This window comes from Brevundimonas sp. GW821-FHT12C05 (assembly GCF_058807475.1).
Genome location: NZ_JBXAQS010000001.1, coordinates 13879 through 32029, shown reverse-complemented (window position 1 = coordinate 32029; position 18151 = coordinate 13879). Strand labels below are relative to the sequence as shown.

Genomic DNA, 18151 nt, shown 5'->3' with positions numbered 1-18151 from the left:
TCGGTGCTTCCCCTCGCGTCGGCTGTCGTCCTAACGTGGGCTGTCCGACGCGAGGAGCCGCCCATGACGACCGACCCCGAACTCTATCCCGTCCCATCCGAATGGGCCCAACGCGCCCGGATGACCAAGGCGGGCTATGAGACGGCGCGGGTCGCGGCGCGCGAGACGCCGGACGCCTTCTGGGGCGAGCAGGCCCGCCGGCTGGACTGGATGACCGCGCCCGCCGGGATCAAGGACGTCTCATTCGACAAGGCCGACTTCCGCATCCGCTGGTTCGCCGACGGGGTGCTGAACGTCGCCTGGAACTGCCTGGACCGGCACCTGGCGACGCGCGGCGACGAGACGGCGATTATCTGGGAGGGCGACGAACCGACCCAATCGGGCAGGCTGAGCTATCGCGAGCTGCACGCCGAAGTCTGCCGCATGGCCAATGTGCTGAAGGACCTCGGCGTGGTGAAGGGCGACCGCGTCACCCTGTATCTGCCGATGATCCCCACGGCGGCTGTCGCGATGCTGGCCTGCGCGCGGATCGGGGCCGTGCACTCGGTCGTCTTCGGCGGCTTCTCGCCGGACAGCCTGGCCGGACGGATCGAGGACTGCGGCTCCCGGGTCGTGATCACCGCCGACGAGGGGCTGCGCGGCGGCAAGCGAGTACCGCTGAAAGCCAATGTCGACGCGGCGTTGGAGAAGGTGAGGGTCGACAAGGTCCTGGTCGTCTCGCACACGAACGCCGACGTGCCGATGGTCGTGGGCCGGGACGTCCGCTACGGCGAGGCGAAGCAGGGCGTCAGCGACGACTGCCCGTGCGAGCCGATGAACGCCGAGGATCCGCTGTTCATCCTCTACACCTCGGGTTCGACGGGAAAGCCCAAGGGGGTGCTGCACACCACCGGCGGCTATCTGTTCTGGGCGTCGTGGACGCATGAACTGGTGTTCGACTACCGGCCCGGCGAGGTCTTCTGGTGCACCGCCGACGTGGGTTGGGTCACCGGCCACAGCTATTGCGTCTACGGCCCGCTGGCCAACGGGGCTACCACCCTGATGTTCGAGGGCGTGCCCAACTATCCGACGGTCAGCCGCTTCTGGCAGGTGGTGGACAAGCATCAAGTCGAGATCTTCTACACCGCCCCCACGGCGCTACGGGCCCTGATGCGCGAGGGGGATGAACCGGTGAAGGCGACCAGCCGGTCCAGCTTGCGCCTGCTGGGCAGCGTCGGCGAACCGATCAATCCGGAGGCCTGGCGCTGGTATCACGAGGTGGTCGGCGAGGGCCGCTGCCCCATCGTGGACACCTGGTGGCAGACCGAGACCGGCGGCGTGCTGGTCTCGCCCCTGCCCGGCGCGACGGACCTGAAGCCCGGGTCGGCGACCAAGCCCCTGCCCGGCGTTGAGCTGCAGCTGGTCGATGCGGACGGCGCGGTTCTGGAAGGGGCCACCTCGGGCAATCTGGTCATCACCGACAGCTGGCCCGGCCAGATGCGCACCGTCTGGGGCGATCATCAGCGCTTCTTCGACACCTATTTCAGCGCCTACCCGGGCAAGTATTTCACCGGCGACGGCTGCCGCCGGGACGAGGACGGCTACTACTGGATCACCGGGCGGGTGGACGACGTGATCAACGTCTCGGGCCATCGCATGGGCACCGCCGAGGTCGAGAGCGCCCTGGTGCTGCACGACGATGTGGCCGAGGCGGCGGTCGTCGGCTTCCCGCACGACATCAAGGGCCAGGGCATCTACGCCTACGTCACCCTGAACAAGGGCGTGGAGCCGACCGAGGAACTGCGCAAGGCCCTGATCGCCCACGTCCGCAAGGAGATCGGCCCGATCGCCGCCCCCGACGTGATCCAGTGGGCGCCGGGCCTGCCCAAGACCCGCTCGGGCAAGATCATGCGGCGCATCCTGAGGAAGATCGCCGAGGGGGATGTGGGCTCACTCGGGGATACGTCGACGCTGGCGGATCCGGGGGTGGTGGAGGAACTGGTGCGTACGTCCAAGCGAGGCGGGGCGGGAGAATGAGCTGAAACGGGTGGTCGAGACTGACCCCGCATCGGTAGGTCAGCTCGGCCAGCGGACCTGTGTCGTCAGCAGGCACGGCTCAGCCACCTCCACTTCGAGCACCGGCAGCGCGGTCTGTTCCAGATAGTGACGGGACTCGCGCCCCTCGACCAACTCGAAGCGCACAATGGCCGCTGTCGCCGACAGACTGATCGTGCGCGTTCCGCACACCAGGGTGTGATCATCCTGGAGGGTCCAGTCACCGGGCGCGAGACGCCAGCGGAGCACGGCGGACTCAGCGAAGCCTGAGATCTGGTCTTCGACGATCATGCGGCCGGGCTCGAGCCGAACACGGCGCCGATGGGTCGCCCCCGCTCCGTCCCGATAGGCCGCACCAAAGCCGGCCGCCTCCTCCGCCTCGCGCAGGGGGTCCACTTCGGAAGTGCACAGCCAGTCAGCGAACAGGAACCGGCCCAGGCGCGGCATCTGGTCCCGCCCATCGAACTGAACGGTATTGTGGCTGCCCACGCCGCCAAAGTAACCGACCGCTTCGGCGTCGGCATAGGTGAAGGTGCCGCCGTCACGGAGCAGGTTCTCGGAGCCGATCCACAAGTCGAGATGGAGGGCATCCGCCTGGCTGGGACGAAACCGGAAGCGCGGGTAGCGAAGGACCGCTTTCGCCGCGCCCCGGATCAGGACGGCAAAACCGGTGTCGTCATCGACGCGACTTTTGAGGGACGATGCCGGCGTGGCGGGCGTATCGACGCCGAGGAGGGCGAGCCCCTCGCTCCACGCGCCATCGTCGTAAGCTCGCCGATCAAGGAACAGCGCCGCCGCCAACTGCACCGTCGGGCGATGATCGCGATAGGCCGTATCCGTGATCTGCAGCAGCCGGGCGCCGTCGTTGGCCCCGACGTTCGGGCCGTCCCCGGCTTCAGGGTCAATCATATGCCGCAGCCATTCGGTCGCGGCCTGGGCACGGGCTCGCCAGCCCGCCGAGAACGGCGCACGCTTGAACTTGCGTCTCCAGAGCTCGCTCATGCTGAGGGTGTCCAGCATGAGGCGATGATAGTTCAGCGAATACTGGCTGAACCCGCCGTCGGCGCCGACCAGTCGACCGACCCGTTCCTCCAGCCATTTCCGTCCCGACCGCTCCCAGGCGACGCCGCTCCGACGCCCGTTGTCAGCCAGCCAGCTCCCGCCGATGAACAGGGCGGCGGCTTCCGAGGTCCCGTGATTGTTGTCCTGGGCCACTGCGTACTGGATCGTCGGGGCGATCCGTTTCAGATGAACCTCGACGAGGTCCAGCATGCCCGACGTCGGCCGATCGTCCTGCCGCAGGATCAGGGCCGCCATGGCCAAGTTCATGACCCTGAGCGAGGCCTCCTGACCACATTTCCAGTTGGGACCGCGGTACGGCGGATTGTGCGCGACCCAGTCCGCGACCCAACGCTCGAGACGGTCGTCACGGCCGGGGCCTTCAGACCAGAGGCGCCGGGCGAAACGGGGGGCCCAATCAAGGCGGGAGAGCTCCCAGATGCGCTTGATGTCCCCCACGGCGGGATCAAAGTCGGGGATGAGCCACCACGGCTGGTCCGCCCGGTCGATACGCTTTCCGGTCAGGGGGTCGGCCAGCCAATCGGGCGCCTCCCCTGACCCGGTGATCGGCCAGCGGCTGAACAACAGGAGCGGGTCCGCGGGTGGAGTGACAGATCCGTCTGGTTCCCCGCCCTGAAAAAAGGGTCCGCTCGGCGCGGCGGCGCTTATCCGGCGCACGGGGTGCAGACCCGTGCGGACGCCGAGCCGGTAGCCGGCCACCCGCATCAGATTCGTCAGGCCCAGGCTGAGTGCGGTTCGCGCTTTCGAACCGAGACGGGTCATTGTTCGCGCAGTTGGTGCGCCGCCTCGATGGTGATGCGGGCCACCTCGAAAAGCTCCGCCGCGGGAATGGCCGGCGTTCCCACCTCAAGCGCTTTCAGGAAGGCGGCGGCTCCCGCCTTTTGTCCCTTGTCCTGGGTCCGCAAATTCATCTGACGGAAACCTGGCCAGCTGAACCCGGTGAGCTTGCGGAAATTATCAAGCTGCAGTGTCCGGCCCGCCGTGAACACCTCGATCCGTTCCTTGGGGAAGTTCGCGGCGCCGTTGGCCAGATACAAGATCGTGCCGAACGATCCGTCCGCGAAGCCCAGCGTGATGGCCGCCTTGTCCTCGGTGTTCCCGACGCCACCCATGCGGCGCGCCTGCACCGAAACGATGGGGCTGTCAGCGAGGAAACGCATGAGGTCGATGAAGTGACAGGCTTCGCCGATAATGCGCCCGCCGCCGACCTCCACGTCCTGGGTCCAGTGGTCGCCGGGGATCGCGCCCGCATTCATCGTCATGATGAAGGCCTTGGGCTCGCTGACGCCATCCAGCAGTTCCTTGACCTTCTGGACCTGCGGCGCGAAGCGGCGGTTGAACCCGACGGTCAGTTGCGGCCCGGCGCCTTCGCGGTGGGCCTCGGCGTAGGCCGCCTCGACGCCGGCGAGGCTCTCGAGATCGATGGCCAGGGGCTTTTCGACAAACACGTTCTTGCCGGCCTCAAGCGCCTGGATCACGAACCGGGCGTGGGTGTCGTGGCGGGTGGCGACGACGACGGTATTGACCTCGGGAGCCGCCAGCATCGCGGTCACATCATTCGAGGCCTCGGCGAACCCCATGGATCGGCCGTTGATGACACCGCTCAGGCCCGCGGACGTGACGACCGTATGCAGTTGCGCGCCCGCCGCCTTGAATGCGGGGATCAGGACTCGCGAGGCGTAGTTTCCCGCCCCGATGAAGCCGAGGACGGGCCGCTGGGGATCGAACCGCGCCGTGCTGTCGAGTGAAACCTTGTCAACGAGGCGGGTTTCGGTCGGTGACTTGTAGTCGAGCAGTATGCCCAGGCCCGATTTGTCCTCGCCCAGCTTGGCATAAGCCTCCTTGGCGTTTTCAAACGGGAAACGGTGGCTGATCAGGGGCTTCACGTTCAGCTGGCCGGACGCCAACAGGTCCAGTATCGCCTCGAAATTGCGCTGTTCGGTCCAACGGACGAAACCGAGCGGATAGTCCACGCCCTTCTGCTCGTAGTCGGGGTCGTAGCGCCCAGGTCCGTAGGAACATGACACCTGGAACGTCAGTTCCTTCTCGTAGAAATCGGCCCGGTTCAGTTCCAGCCCGGTGACGCCGACCAGGACGATCCGACCCCGCTTGCGACACATGCGGGCCGCCTGGGTGACCGGATCACTGGACTTGGTCGAAGCGGTGATGATGACGCCGTCGACGCCCTGGCCGCGCCCGAACGCCATGCCGGCCGCGACCGGGTCCTCGCCCTTGGCGGGGTTGCAGGTTTCCGCGCCGAACTGCCGCGCCAGCTCCAGCTTGGTCTCGTCGAAATCAATCGCCAGGACCCGGCAGCCTTGTGCGCGCAGAAGCTGCACCGTCAGCAGACCGATCAGACCGGCCCCGGTGACGACGAACGCCTCGCCCAGGGTCGGCTGAGCCAGGCGAATGCCCTGGAGGCCGATGCTCGCCACAACCACGAACGCCGCCGAGTCATCGTCGACGGCGTCGGGGATACGGGCGCACAGATTTTTGGAGACCCGAACGACGTCGGCGTGCGCGCCGTTCGACACGACCCGGTCGCCCGGCTTGAAGCCGGCGACGCCGCCGCCCACGGCCGAGACGCGACCGACGTTGCAGTAGCCCAGAGGCAGGGGCTGGGCCAGCTTGGACTGGACCGCGTCGATGGTGGCGGTCAGGCCATCGGTCCGCACCTTGTCGAGGACCATCTTGACCCTTTCGGGCTGCTGAAGGGCCTTGTCGATGAGATTGGCCTTGCCGAAATCAACCAGCATCCGCTCGGTTCCGGCTGAGATCAGCGTGACCGTAGACGCGATGATGAGCGACCCGTTCTGGAGCGACGGGGCCGGGGCCTCAACGATCTCCGTCAGGCCGCTGCCCATGTGTTGCACGATCTGATGCATGATATCTCTCGGTCTCGTCGCGGCAGCGAGACCGCAGAATTGGGCACATAGTTCAAAATCGACGGCGTCGCCACGACCGAGGGCTTTGGTCGCTGATGCGTCCGACGGTTTGAGGCGGCTCTAGGCCAGGGCCGCCTGAAGCGCCTGCCGCTCGGCTTGCGAAGGATAGCTGATCAGGACCGCTCGAAACTGCCCTTTGAACACGAACAGGCTGCCCGCGCCGACACCTACCACTCCGAGACGCTGAACGGCCTGCTTCATATCGTCGACCGAGCCGGCGCCGCCCATCACCGTGATCGGCACGGAAACGGCGCGCCGGATCTCTTCGGCGATCGCCAGATCATAGCCCTTCATCATCCCGTCATTGTCGATCGAGTTGATGACGATCTCGCCCACGCCGAGCGATTCAAGCTCCCGCGCGAACTCCACCGGATCGCGCTTGGCGTCCTTGGAACCGTTGCGGACGTAGGTGCCGTATCCACCGAGCAGCTTCTTCTTGACGTCGAGGACGACGACCACGCTCTGGCTGCCGACCTGCTCCGCCATCTCGGCGACGAGGGCGGGGCGCGCCACGGCGGCGGCGCTCAGCGACACCTTCTCGACGCCCAGGGCCATGATCCGCTTGGCCTGCTCGACGGTGGAGACGCCGCCGCCATAGCCCAGCGGCATGCGGCATTCGGCGGCCATGTTCTCGATCAGGGCGTAGTCAGGTTCGCGTCCCTTCGCCGTCGCGTCGATGTCGAGAACCATAAGTTCATCGACGCCCTTCTCGTTGAAGATCCGGACGGCGTTCAGGGGGTCACCGACGTAGCGGTCGTCGCCGAACTTTCGCGTTTTCACCAGCCCGCGATCACGAACCAGAAGGCAGGGAATAATGCGGGCTCGCAGCAAGTCTCAAAGCTCCGCGAAGTTTTTCAGGAGGCGTACGCCGTTGTGGTGGCTCTTCTCGGGATGGCACTGCGTCCCATAGACATTTTTCTCCCGCACGACACAGGCGAAACGGCCGCCGTAGTCAGCGTAGGCGATGGCGTTGTTGTCGCTGTCGCATTCGAAGCGATAGGAATGCAGGAAGTAGAACCCCGCTTCCGGATCCAGCCCCGACAGCAGGGGCTCGCCGCCTTTCGGCTCAATCGAATTCCAGCCCATGTGCGGAAGCACATGCCGGGTGTTGGAGCCGTCGAAGCGCATCTTCCGGACGACGCCCGGAACCCACCCCAGCCCCTTTTCAACACCTTCCTCGCTCGACTGCGCCAGCATCTGCATGCCGACGCAGACGCCCAGCACGGGAACGCCCTCGCCCATGACCAGGTCTTCGACGCGCTCGGCCATGCCGGACGTCCGAAACTGCTGCATGGCATGGTCGAATGAGCCCACGCCCGGCAGGATTATCTTGGTCGAGCCGACCAGGTCGTCCGCCGTTTCAGCGATCTGAAACGGGATGTTCGCCTCGTTGTAGATATTGGCGAAGGCTTTGATGTTGCCCAGGCCGTAGTGGAGGATGGAGATCATCGTTTGATCGCCTTCTCCACGCCGATCGCCTGCAGGATCTTCGCGCCGATGTTGAACATCCAGAGCGAGTTTTTGTAGTCGCGGTAGGTCTTGAGCGGCATTTCGAAATACCCGCGCAGCTCCGCGCTGGTGATGCCCAGCTTCTTGGCGATGTAGTCGAACTCGTGACCGATCGTCTCGGGATCATAGGCGGGACGCTCCAGCTGGCTGAGCGCGTCTTCGCGGGTCATCTGGCCCGTCAGGATCAGGCTGGAGAACTGCACCCGGCGGGTGTCGAAACCGAACCGTTCAGGCAGCCAATACCCCTCATAGAATTTGGTGAAACGCGATTCGAAATGCTTCTGGGGATAGGGCTTCCATCCATATTCCCGGGTGAGCGTCTCGCGCGCCAGGGCCTTCGTGTACGGCATCCAGTCGAGCGGCTTCACGACCTTCAGGCCACGGACATAACGCAGATAGATCTTGTGGAACAGAATATCGCTGAACGGATAGGTCTTCATCGGGTTCGTTGAGAACTGTCTCCGGATGTCGTTGATCTGCGCCATATCCGTACCGTAGTACAGGAACTCCAGCGGGTTCCGAACGCACTCGGTGGCGATGTTGCCGCCATTCAAGATATACTTGATGTCGTGCTTGTTCGCGAACTTATAGAGGGTCGCGACGAACGCATGGTCTTGCGGGATGTCGATGTGAGGCACGCCAGACTTGAAGAAAGCCAGCTGGAAGTCTTTCATCTCCTCCCAGTTGATGACTTCAGTGAACAGCTCAAGACCCAGCTTCTCGACCAGCACCTGGATGTTGTTGACCGCAATGTCTGTGTTCCAACCGCCGTCAACGTGGAAGACCAGCGGCCTCAGTTGAAACTCGGTCACGCATTGATGGAGCAGGAAAGAGCTGTCGAGGCCGCCGCTCAATCCGATAATGCAATCGAACGGCTTGCCTTTGCCGTGCTGGCGAATCTCATCGACCGTGCGGGCGAACATCGCGCGCCCCTTATCGTCGGGGTGCCATTTGGGAGCGACATGGACGCGAAAGTCATTGCAGTGGTCACACACACCCTGCGCATCGAATGTGATGTTCGTATCCGAGGTGTCCATCACGCAGTTGGTGCAGATCTGGTAGTTTCTCATCTTGCTCACATTTCGAGTGCCTGCGCCGCAGACGGGTGACACCGCAGCCGAAACAGCCCCCCGGGGCCGGCGCCAGTGCTTCACGAATCGCCTGTAGACGCGATGGGCGTTTCACGCCAGCCATCTCTCGATGTCTGCGGGATCATGCGTCGATGAGGCCTCCGCCGCGGCCCTGACGGCAACCCGACCTCGCGCGACGCGACAGCGATCGGGCGTTCAACGACGGATCGGGGCGCTTCGTCGGGCACTGGAGAACTTCAGGAGAAACAGCGCGGCGACGATCGCAATGGAATAGCCATGATACCCGCCGGCCGAGTTGATGAGGCCGACGAAAAGGCAAGGCGTGCCGAAGATCGCGATCGGACTATCGGACCGCGACATCAGATTGGCCACGAAGCCGAACAGCAGGAAGCCCAAGACCAGGCCAAACGACGACAGGGCCAAGGGGAACAGCCCGAAATCGAGCAGCGACATCTCCTGGGCCTGCATGAGCTGGGCGTGGGCGCCGAGGCCGTACCCGGTGATGCCGCGCCACGACTGCGCAAGATCGTTTATGAGCAGAAGCATGGACGTGTAGCGGAAGATCCCGCCCTGTTCGACGTTGGCCCCCGCCCGCGTCAGATCGATGCCTGTCTGCAGCACGCTCATCGCTTCCAACAGCCGGTCCAAGACCACGCGGTACAGCGTGGAATCCCCGAAGGAGGTCCCGATGATGTTGGCGCGCATTTCCGTTGCGAACGTCGAGATGGGGCCGCTGGCGATCGCCAGAAACGCGAAGAGAACCGGCACCGAATAGAGGATCACTCGGCGGAGCAGCACGCGGTTTGCCGACGACGCGACCAACAGACTGATGCCGCCGAACGCGAGCGCGGCGCAGAAGCCGATAAAGGCGATCACCGAGCTGCTGAGCACGACCGCGATCAGCGCCGGCGCCAGCCGCCAGTATTTCCGAACGAACAGGGCATGGGCCACATAGCCGGCCAACAAGGTGGCGGTGCCTGAAGGCTCCGTCAGGAATCCCTGCGCGCGCGGCACGTCGCCGTACAAGATGATCTGGAAGGGAATCCCGGTGATCCGGTAGGCGATCGAAGTCACTATCATTACGGCGATCGTGACGTGGATGAGGTTGATCACCGCCTTCAGAAAATCATCTGGCGACGAGTATCTGACGATGGCGACACAAGTCAGGAGCCAGAACAGCCCGCGCAAAATTCCCAGTATGGCTTGGCCGGCGCCGAGCGGTTCCAGGAACAGCAGGAGGACGTGGACGGTCGAGACAAGGGCGAACAGCAGGAAAACGTTCAGGAACAACGGGTCCCGCTGGAAGTTCCTTGGCTCCAGCACATACCTTAGGCAGACGAGAAGGTGAGCCGCATACCCCATCAGGGTGGTGGTGGTCCCCGTGAACTCGTCATAGGACGCGGCCGCGCCATCACCGCCGATGAAGACGCGCTGGAAAAAGACCGGAGCGAGGAACAGGTAAATCCAGATCGGATTGTAACCTGAAGCGACCGCGCCGGCAGGCCGCGGCCGGTTCACCCGCCAGAGACTCTCCTGGACACTCATCTCAGACGGCGGACGTGACGAAAAAGGCGTTCCGGACGGCCTCGTCGAGGGTGTGATCAAACGTCAAAAAGGCCGAAGTCGACTTCATTTCGAAACCAGTGTTGGGCGGAAATCGGGAGAAATCCGTCGAGAACGAATAGCTGATCCTGCGGGTTTCGCCAGCCTCTACGGCGCCGTGATCATTGGTCGGGATCGGAATCTCGGAGCGTAATTTTCGCAACAACACATCCACTTGTCGATCCCGGCGGATCGAACCCCTGCGCCCCGTCGGGCGCCGTTTGATCAGTGCGCCTGGCGATCCAAGGTTCGCATGCCTGTCGAGCGGCGTCCGGGAAAGCCCTTCGGGGTCGTCACGCTCCCGGGGAGCCCGACGAGGAAACGCTCAGGCTTCGGAGGATCTGATCGAAGTTCGACTTCTTCCCGGCGAAGGAAAACAGCCGCTGTATGCGTTCGGCGGCGCGGGAGTTTATGTCGGCGATCCTGTCGGGGTCAGACAGTAGATTTTCGACGGTGTCGGCAAGGCCTTCGCTGTCGCCCGGTTGAACGTAGGCCCCGCCGTCGCCGACGACGGTTGGAACCTCGCCCACTTCCGTCGTGATGACGCAGCACCCCGCGGCCATGGCTTCCGCCGTGGCCAGGCCGAAGCCCTCGAAACGCGAGGGCTGGAGATAGAGCTTCGTACGGCCGAATAGATCGAGCTTCTCCTCCAGCGTCACTTCCCCGACGGCCCTCACACAGTCGCTCAGCTCAAGCTCCACGATGCGGTTCTGGACGGCCTCGAAGCCGTCGCCGCGCTTGCCCGCCAGCACCAGGTCGAACTGCCGTCCCCGCTGCTTGAGCAGCGCCGCCGCATCCAGGATCGTCCACACGCCCTTGCGCTGCAGGTTTTGCGAACCCGACCAGGCGAGGTTGAGGAGCAGGGAGCGCCCGGCGACGCCTCGATTGGCGGCGAAATACGCCTCGCCGACGGCGCACGGCGCATAGTGCGAGGTGCGCAGGCCGAAGCTGTCGGTCACCTCTTCGAACTCACGCTTGCTGACAAACAGATTGGCGTGCGCAAGCCGGGTCGCCAGACCGATCACGAAGCGCTGGAACCAGGGACGCCCGAAATAGTCGGTTCCGGTCGTCGGGTCCTCGAAGCGGAAATTATAGACCCCGGCGATGATCGTCTTTCGACCGGTCAGTCGGGCCAGCAACACCGGCGCCAGGGCATAGGTCCACCACCAGACGAAAAGCACGTCGAACCGCCACGGGATGTCCCGATAGCGATTGCAGACCACCACCTCATGGCCCAGCGCCCGCAAGGCGTCGATATCCTGTCGATAGTATTCCATCGAATGGATATTTTCCAACGTGTCGTTACAGTAGAAGGCAATCCTAGCCATATCAGGACCTTAACGCTCCACTCTCAACATCTGGCAGCTAGAAATAGCCTGCAATACAATTACGCGACGTCGCATCTACACAGAATAGCTGGTGGACAAGTCCGCCTTGCCGGGCGGCTGATCGTCATCAGCTTCGTACACCTTCACGCCTCGCAGCAAATAGGCGAAGGCCGTCATTGAACACAACGACAAGCACCCCAGCAGCAGCGGCAACCGCCCCTCGACGGCGAACGGCCAGAGTCCCACGAGGAGGAAGCCGGCCAGCATCGCGAACCGGATCGCGGAGTAGACGTGCAGCCGATGCACCAGCCGATGGTTCACCTGCGTGATCGACTGGACGAACAGATTTCCCATCTCGAAGGCCATGAACACGCCGAACAGACCGGTTTCGAGCAGGCCGATCTGCACGGGGTTGCCGATCAGCGCCAGCGCCTGGCGGCCCGCCAGGACGAAGAGGGGCGGCAGCGCCAGCATGAACAACAGGTTGAGCCGGCGGTAGATCGGCAGCCGCGACTTGCCCGTCAGGTCGGCCTGCCGCGCCTTCAGGAACACGTCATAGAGCTGGTACAGGTTTATCAGGACGAAACTGTGAAGGACCGCCAGCTTCGCGACCTGCGCTTCGGGCAGAACGCGGCTGCTCAGCCAGATGAAGCCGCCATAGGTGAGCAGCCCGCTCAGGGTGTTGACCATGAACGGGATGGCTTCCCGGAGGACGCGGAGCGACTCCGCCGGCGGGGCCAACCTGAACGCCTGCGCCAATGGAATATAGCGGGCGGCCGCCGCCACGGTCAGCAAGCCGCCGAGCAGGAAGGTGGCGTTCAACAGGACCAGCGCCAGCCGGATGTCGGCGCCCGCCCAGGCGATGAGCGCCACACTGATCGCGGCGACCACATAGGCGGCCAGCTCGATCGCCTTGCGGATCTTGAACTGGTTCACGGCATTCAGCACCGCCGCGAACGGAATGGTCACGATCCGCGCGACCAGCAGCACGGACATGGTGATCTTGTACGTCGCCGAGACGTCGCCGAGCGACAGCAAGACGAACAGTCCCGCCGCGAGCGCGAGCGGGATCAGCGTGCCGAGACTTTCACTGACGTGTCGCGCCCATTCGCGCCTGTCGGAGTTGATCAGCCTGGTGACGGTGTACTGGCCGATCCCGAGATCCGAGGCGGTGGCGACCACCAGGATCGAGGACGTCACCGACCAGACGACGAAATCCTCAACGGCGAAATGGCGCAGCACCAGCCAGTTCACGAAGAGTGCGACCAGCGCCTTGAGGCCGTGCAACAGCACGCTCAGGCCAGCATCGGCCCCGAAGAGGCGGATGACCTTCATGCCGGACCCGCGTCGAGAGCCGCCAGCAGTCTCCTGAAGATTTCGACCGGCGGGACCGGCTCCATCGGGCCGATCGTCGCCTGCAGAAGGGTCGGGTCGCCGGTGAGGGACTCGATTTCGTTGGCCCGAACCAGTTTGGGATCGATGGAGATTTCCGGCTCGTGGCCCGTGAGGTCGCGCAGGATCTGAAGCGCCTCCTCGATCGAGACGCTGCGTCCCGAGCAGATGTTCAGCGCCGTCGAATCCACATCGGACAGCAGCAGGCGATGATAGGCCTCGGTGACGAAGGACACGTCCGACAGGTCACGCGCGACCCGGAGATTGCCCAGATTCAGGACCGGAGCGCGACGGTGGAATTCCCCCGCCAGCTTGGCGAACAGGAAGGCCTCGGTCTGCCCCGCCCCGGTGTAGTTGAACGGACGGGCCACGACGATCGGGAAGCGCGTGAACCACTGCCTTGCGACCCACTCCATCGCCGCCTTGCTGGCCGCGTAGTGGTTGGCCGGCATCGGCGGCTCGGCTTCGCTGATCGGACTGGCGAGGGTCTGACCGTAGATGTTCGCACTGCTGGCGATCAGGACCTTCGCCGGACGGACATCCGCCCGGTGGATCGCCTCAAGCAGAGACTCCGTTCCCAGCACATTGACCTGGTAGAACGGCAGGGGCGGCCCCACCACATGGCTCAGCGCCGCCAGGTGAACGACATGGGTCGGCTGGATCGAACGGATCCACTCAGCCACCCGGTCGGTTTCCCCGAGGTCGGCGCACAGACTGGGGACGGGCCCCTCGTCCGGCGAATTGGTCAGCCCGAAGACCTCACAGTCCGCCGCGGCGAGCCTGTTGGCCAGGTGCACTCCGGTGAAGCCCGAAATGCCGGTGATCAGGACCCTAGAAGGATGCGCCATCCCGCACCCGTCGAAGGTCGGCCTGGACCATGGATTGGCACAGCCCTTCCAGCGTGGTCTCCGCCTTCCAACCCAGCTTGCGTTGGGCGTAGGCGGGGTCGCCGATCAGGAGCTCCACTTCGGCGGGGCGGTAGAACTGCGGATTGACCTTCACCAGGACGTCGCCGGTCCGCCGGTGGCGGCCCACCTCCTGTTCGGCTTCCCCGGACCAGTCGATCTCGATGTCCGCCACGGCGAAGCTCATGGTCACGAAGTCCCGAACCGTCTCGGTCCGGTTCGTCGCCAGGACGAAGGTGTCCGGCTCGTCCTGCTGGAGCATGAGGTGCATGCCCTTCACGTAGTCGCCGGCGAAGCCCCAGTCCCGCTTGGCGTCCATGTTGCCCAACTCGAGACAGTCCGCCTTGCCGTGGACGATACGCGCGACGCCGTCGGTGATCTTCCGGGTGACGAACTCGCGCCCCCGCAGCGGGGATTCATGGTTGAACAGGATCCCGCTGGCGCCGAATATCCCGTAGGATTCCCGGTAGTTGATCGTCATCCAGTGCGCGAACAGCTTGGCCACGCCATACGGGCTGCGCGGGTAGAAGGGCGTGGTTTCGCTCTGGGGCGTCGCCTGGACCTTCCCGAACATCTCCGACGTGGAGGCCTGGTAGAAGCGAATGGTGGGATCGACGATCCGGATCGCTTCAAGCAGGTGCACGGCCCCCTTGCCGGTGATGTCGGTGGTGAGGAGCGGTTGATCGAACGACACGGCGACGAAGCTCTGCGCCGCCAGATTGTAGACCTCGTGCGGACGATGCGTCTGAAGCAGACGAATGGCGCCGGCCTGGTCGGTGAGGTCGAACTCGACGAGTTTGAGGTTGGGGTGACGCTCAATCCCCAGCTCTTCAAGCCGCCAGAAATTTATCGAACTCGTGCGGCGGAAGGCGCCGATCACTTCATATCCGAGCCCCAGCAGATACTCGGCCATATAGGCGCCGTCCTGGCCGGTGATGCCCGTGATAAATGCCCGCCTCATCAGCACTCGCCCCTTAGGTCGTGATTTTCGACGCAGGGCTCAGCCGCCGGCGCCTCTGGTATCAGTCCGCTTGGCTTGTCGTGCCCGACTGGCTTGAAATCAAGCGGATTCAGCCGCCCGGCGCGGATGCCGCGGAGCCGGTCTCCGCTACTTTTCCTGCCCCGCCGTCGCCTGAAGGAGGACGGCGTTGATCGCGTCGCAGGTCTTTTGCACCTCCGCGTCCGTCAGGGTGGGATGCACCAGGAAGGCGATGCTGGTTTCACCCAGTTCCCGCGCGACCGGCAGGCGCTCCGCCGGGCGCCAACCCGTCCCGTCGAAGGCCCGCTCCAGATAGACCTCGGACGCCGAGCCGTGGAAACACGGCACGCCCTCGGCGACAATCGCCTCGACGATCCGGTCGCGGGTCCAGCCGGGGGCGAGCGCCTCGGGACGGACGAAGGCGTAGTACCGGTACCAGGCGTGGACCACGTGGTTCGGCGTGATCGGCGTACGAAGGGCCGCATGCGGCGCGCAGGCGTTCGCGATCGCCACCGCGATCTGGGTTCGTCGAGCCGTCCAGTCCGGCATGTAGTCCAGCTGAAGCAGGCCGATGGCCGCCTGCATCTCGATCATCCGCCAGTTGGTGCCGAAGGTGTCGTGGACCAGTCGCGGCCCCGGCGGATGCGGCCGCTCATAGACGGCTTCCCAGCTCTTGCCGTGATCCTTGTAGGACCACATGAACGACCACAGGTCGGGATCGTCGGTCGTGACCATGCCCCCCTCGCCCCCGGTGGTCATGATCTTGTCCTGGCAGAAGGACCATGCCCCGATGTGGCCGATCGAGCCCACGCTGCGGCCGCGATAGAGGGCCCCGTGAGCTTGCGCGCAGTCCTCGATCACCTTGAGGCCGTGCTCCTCGGCCAGGGCCATGATGGGATCCATGTCGCACGGCATCCCGCCCAGATGCACGCAGATGATCGCCCGCGTTCTGGGGGTCAGGACCCGGGCGATCGTGTCAGCAGTGATGTTCTGGCTGTCGGGGTCGACGTCGGCGAACACGGGGACGGCCCCGGCCGTCACGATGCAGGAGGCGGAGGCGAGGAAGGTGCGCGAGGTGGTGATGACCTCGTCACCCGGTCCGATCCCCAAGGCCTTCAACGCCACGTCCAGCGCCACGGTCCCGTTCGTCAGCGCCACGGCATGCTTTGTGCCGACCCATTCGGCGAAGCGGGTCTCGAACTGGCGGCAAAGTTCGCCGGTCCAGTAGTTCACCCGGTTCGAAGCCAGGACGGCGGCGACGGCGTCGATCTCAGCCGGGGTAAAGCTGGGCCAGGGGGAAAATGGAGTGTTAAGCATTCGATCGCTCTCCAATTGGGACCGGGCCATCGTCAAACAGCCCAGTATTTTGACGCCCCGGCTCCTGCGCGCAGTCCGCTGCAATCAGACCAGGTCCGCTAGCGCCGGGAATTGCGAATGAGCGCATGCCTTATGCTAGCCCATGAACCGATCTGCGGTGGCCGATCCCTGCGCCGTGATGCCATCGCGCTTGATGATGCGTTTGACCGTCAGAACCAGGATTTTCAGATCTAGCCAGAAATTGTGGTTGTCGACGTATGAGACATCCAGAGCAAACTTCTCATCCCAGCTGATCGCGTTGCGACCGTTGACCTGGGCCCATCCGGTGATGCCGGGCCGAACTTCATGACGGCGCATCTGGACGGGCGAGTAGAGAGGCAGATATTCCATCAGCAGGGGGCGTGGCCCAACCAGACTCATCTCGCCCTTCAGCACATTCCAGAGCTCGGGCAACTCGTCCAGGCTGCTGGCGCGAAGCCACCGCCCGAAGGCCGTGAGACGTTCGGCGTCGGTCAGGGGCTGGCCGTCCGGACCGGTCGCATCCCGCATGGTGCGGAACTTGATCATCTCGAATGGACGACCGTGCAGGCCCGGCCGAACTTGCCGGAAAAGAACGGGTGTTCCCATACGATCCCGAACCATCAGGACGAGGATGGCCAGCACCGGCGACAGAATGATCAGCGCGGACGCGGAAACGACGATGTCGAAGAGACGCTTCATAGGGGCGCGCGTCCCCGCACGACTGCGGCGTGGACACCCTCCAGCGTCTCCACGAACTCTTTGGCCAGAATCTCACGCGCGAACATGCGCGTCCCCAGAGCCAGCGCGGCCGCGCCTCGCCGTTCCGCCTCTTCACGATTGTCGGCGGCGGCGATCAGGGCATCCGCGAACGCAGCCGGGTCTTCCGGCCGGACCGTCCATCCACAGCACTGCTCGCCCACCAAAGTAGCCAACCAACCAGGGTAGTTGATGATGACCGGCCGCCCCGCGGCCAGGTAATCGAAGAACTTGTTCGGCGACGTCCCCTCGTAGAATACCGGCACGTTCGCCAGCACCTGCAGCCCCGCATCCGCGCCGCGGATAAGCGAAGCCACGCGCAGCTTCGGCAAGGGATCGGCGAAGCAAACCGTCGCGATCCCGGCGGCATCTTGCATCAGTTGCGGCTTTTCCGATCCACCTCCGACCAGCAACAGCTTGATGTCGGTGCGTCCCCGCTGTTGCAGCACCTTGCCGGCCGAGATCACGGCCTCCAGGCCGTTCGCCTTGCCATGAGCGCCCGCGAATACGGCGACGAAGTCGTCGGGGGCGATCATCTCGGGGAACTGGTCCGACGGCTTGATAGGCGCGGCGGCGGCGAACAGTTCCAGGTCACAACCGTTCGGAACCAGGGCAATCCGATCCTTCGGGAAGCCGGTCCTGGCCACGCCATCCCGGATGCCCGGCGCCAGCGCGATAACCCGGTCGGCCATGGCGTAGGCCGAGCGTTCCAGCACGGTCATGGCGCCGAGGATCAGAGGGTTCTTGAGCCCCATGGCCCGGGGCAGCTCCGGCCAGAGATCCCGCACCTCGAACACGAACGGCTTTCGACGGAAAAGCTTCGCGGCGATCCCGGGAACCGCGGCGGTCAGAGGCGTGGAGGTCGCGAAGATCAGATCGTACGGCTCTCTCAACGCCGTTCCGATCGCCCTTCTGGCGAAGATCAGGAAGCGCCAGGCCCGCGTGAGAAGGGGATCGCTGTTCGAATAGCCCAGGGCGAACTCTATGACCCGGAAACCGTCCACCAGGCCTTCCCGACGTCCCCTGACGAAGGCGTTCGTCAGGCCGGTCGCCGATCGGTCCGAAGAGGCGCAAACCATCGTCACCTCATGGCCCGCATCAGTCAGCGCGCGAGCCATTTCATAGGAACGGGTTCCGCCGTTCCCCGCCGGCGTTCCAAAATACTGATGGACGTAGAGAATGCGCATCTAGG

Annotated in this window: 15 protein-coding genes; 1 reads left to right on the top strand and 14 read right to left on the bottom strand. The window is 64.5% G+C overall.

Going from position 1 to position 18151, the window contains the following annotated elements:
* Positions 1-63 precede the first annotated feature (63 nt).
* A complete protein-coding gene (acs, locus tag AC1RRF_RS00125) occupies positions 64-2016 on the top strand; it encodes an acetate--CoA ligase (RefSeq protein ID WP_492831645.1) in 1953 nt (650 codons plus the stop codon).
* A gap of 39 nt (positions 2017-2055) precedes the next feature.
* Here the strand turns inward: acs and AC1RRF_RS00120 are convergent, their stop codons facing one another.
* From AC1RRF_RS00120 to AC1RRF_RS00055, 14 genes are all read right to left on the bottom strand, one after another.
* Positions 2056-3876 carry an alginate lyase family protein gene (locus AC1RRF_RS00120; RefSeq protein ID WP_492831643.1) on the bottom strand — a complete coding sequence of 607 codons (1821 nt, stop codon included), beginning with the start codon at positions 3874-3876 and terminating at the stop codon, positions 2056-2058.
* Positions 3873-5999, bottom strand: a complete 2127-nt coding sequence (locus AC1RRF_RS00115; RefSeq protein ID WP_492831641.1) for a bi-domain-containing oxidoreductase — start codon at positions 5997-5999, stop codon at positions 3873-3875. The genes AC1RRF_RS00120 and AC1RRF_RS00115 overlap by 4 nt, the downstream gene beginning before the upstream one ends.
* A gap of 120 nt (positions 6000-6119) precedes the next feature.
* Positions 6120-6890: an AglZ/HisF2 family acetamidino modification protein gene (locus tag AC1RRF_RS00110; protein WP_492831639.1), complete on the bottom strand. Its 771-nt coding sequence runs from the start codon at positions 6888-6890 to the stop codon at positions 6120-6122.
* Positions 6891-6893: 3 nt separating this feature from the next.
* Positions 6894-7508: an imidazole glycerol phosphate synthase subunit HisH gene (hisH, locus tag AC1RRF_RS00105; protein ID WP_492831637.1), complete on the bottom strand. Its 615-nt coding sequence runs from the start codon at positions 7506-7508 to the stop codon at positions 6894-6896.
* Positions 7505-8722: an N-acetyl sugar amidotransferase gene (locus AC1RRF_RS00100; protein ID WP_492831635.1), complete on the bottom strand. Its 1218-nt coding sequence runs from the start codon at positions 8720-8722 to the stop codon at positions 7505-7507. Before AC1RRF_RS00100 ends, hisH begins: the two co-directional genes overlap by 4 nt.
* A 132-nt stretch (positions 8723-8854) precedes the next feature.
* Entirely contained in the window at positions 8855-10177 is a 1323-nt protein-coding gene (locus AC1RRF_RS00095; protein WP_492831633.1) for a hypothetical protein, read from the bottom strand.
* A 28-nt stretch (positions 10178-10205) separates the two neighbouring features.
* Complete coding sequence (locus AC1RRF_RS00090) at positions 10206-10436, bottom strand: hypothetical protein (protein WP_492831631.1); 231 nt, start codon at positions 10434-10436, stop codon at positions 10206-10208.
* Positions 10437-10554: 118 nt separating this feature from the next.
* Positions 10555-11538: a glycosyltransferase family 4 protein gene (locus AC1RRF_RS00085; protein ID WP_492831629.1), complete on the bottom strand. Its 984-nt coding sequence runs from the start codon at positions 11536-11538 to the stop codon at positions 10555-10557.
* A 126-nt stretch (positions 11539-11664) separates the two neighbouring features.
* On the bottom strand, positions 11665-12924 hold the full coding sequence (locus tag AC1RRF_RS00080; protein ID WP_492831627.1) for an MATE family efflux transporter: 1260 nt from the start codon (positions 12922-12924) through the stop codon (positions 11665-11667).
* The gene (locus AC1RRF_RS00075) at positions 12921-13829 is read right to left on the bottom strand and encodes a GDP-mannose 4,6-dehydratase (RefSeq protein ID WP_492831625.1); all 909 of its coding nucleotides are present in this window, start codon (positions 13827-13829) and stop codon (positions 12921-12923) included. Before AC1RRF_RS00075 ends, AC1RRF_RS00080 begins: the two co-directional genes overlap by 4 nt.
* Positions 13813-14847, bottom strand: a complete 1035-nt coding sequence (gene gmd / locus AC1RRF_RS00070) for a GDP-mannose 4,6-dehydratase (protein WP_492831623.1) — start codon at positions 14845-14847, stop codon at positions 13813-13815. The genes AC1RRF_RS00075 and gmd overlap by 17 nt, the downstream gene beginning before the upstream one ends.
* 147 nt (positions 14848-14994) lie before the next feature.
* Positions 14995-16182: a DegT/DnrJ/EryC1/StrS family aminotransferase gene (locus AC1RRF_RS00065; protein WP_492831621.1), complete on the bottom strand. Its 1188-nt coding sequence runs from the start codon at positions 16180-16182 to the stop codon at positions 14995-14997.
* 135 nt (positions 16183-16317) lie between these two features.
* Positions 16318-16902: a sugar transferase gene (locus AC1RRF_RS00060; protein WP_492831619.1), complete on the bottom strand. Its 585-nt coding sequence runs from the start codon at positions 16900-16902 to the stop codon at positions 16318-16320.
* Positions 16899-18146: a glycosyltransferase family 4 protein gene (locus AC1RRF_RS00055; RefSeq protein WP_492831617.1), complete on the bottom strand. Its 1248-nt coding sequence runs from the start codon at positions 18144-18146 to the stop codon at positions 16899-16901. The genes AC1RRF_RS00060 and AC1RRF_RS00055 overlap by 4 nt, the downstream gene beginning before the upstream one ends.
* Positions 18147-18151: the final 5 nt, after the last annotated feature.

Excerpts from the sequence above, each read along its gene's own strand:
- AC1RRF_RS00080 (WP_492831627.1), bottom strand. The coding sequence starts at position 12,924 with ATGAAGGTCATCCGCCTCTTCGGGGCCGATGCTGGCCTGAGCGTGCTG.
- AC1RRF_RS00120 (WP_492831643.1), bottom strand. The coding sequence starts at position 3,876 with ATGACCCGTCTCGGTTCGAAAGCGCGAACCGCACTCAGCCTGGGCCTG.
- AC1RRF_RS00060 (WP_492831619.1), bottom strand. The coding sequence starts at position 16,902 with ATGAAGCGTCTCTTCGACATCGTCGTTTCCGCGTCCGCGCTGATCATT.
- gmd (WP_492831623.1), bottom strand. The coding sequence starts at position 14,847 with ATGAGGCGGGCATTTATCACGGGCATCACCGGCCAGGACGGCGCCTAT.
- AC1RRF_RS00075 (WP_492831625.1), bottom strand. The coding sequence starts at position 13,829 with ATGGCGCATCCTTCTAGGGTCCTGATCACCGGCATTTCGGGCTTCACC.
- acs (WP_492831645.1), top strand. The coding sequence starts at position 64 with ATGACGACCGACCCCGAACTCTATCCCGTCCCATCCGAATGGGCCCAA.
- AC1RRF_RS00085 (WP_492831629.1), bottom strand. The coding sequence starts at position 11,538 with ATGGAATACTATCGACAGGATATCGACGCCTTGCGGGCGCTGGGCCAT.
- hisH (WP_492831637.1), bottom strand. The coding sequence starts at position 7,508 with ATGATCTCCATCCTCCACTACGGCCTGGGCAACATCAAAGCCTTCGCC.
- AC1RRF_RS00065 (WP_492831621.1), bottom strand. The coding sequence starts at position 16,182 with ATGCTTAACACTCCATTTTCCCCCTGGCCCAGCTTTACCCCGGCTGAG.
- AC1RRF_RS00115 (WP_492831641.1), bottom strand. The coding sequence starts at position 5,999 with ATGCATCAGATCGTGCAACACATGGGCAGCGGCCTGACGGAGATCGTT.
- AC1RRF_RS00055 (WP_492831617.1), bottom strand. The coding sequence starts at position 18,146 with ATGCGCATTCTCTACGTCCATCAGTATTTTGGAACGCCGGCGGGGAAC.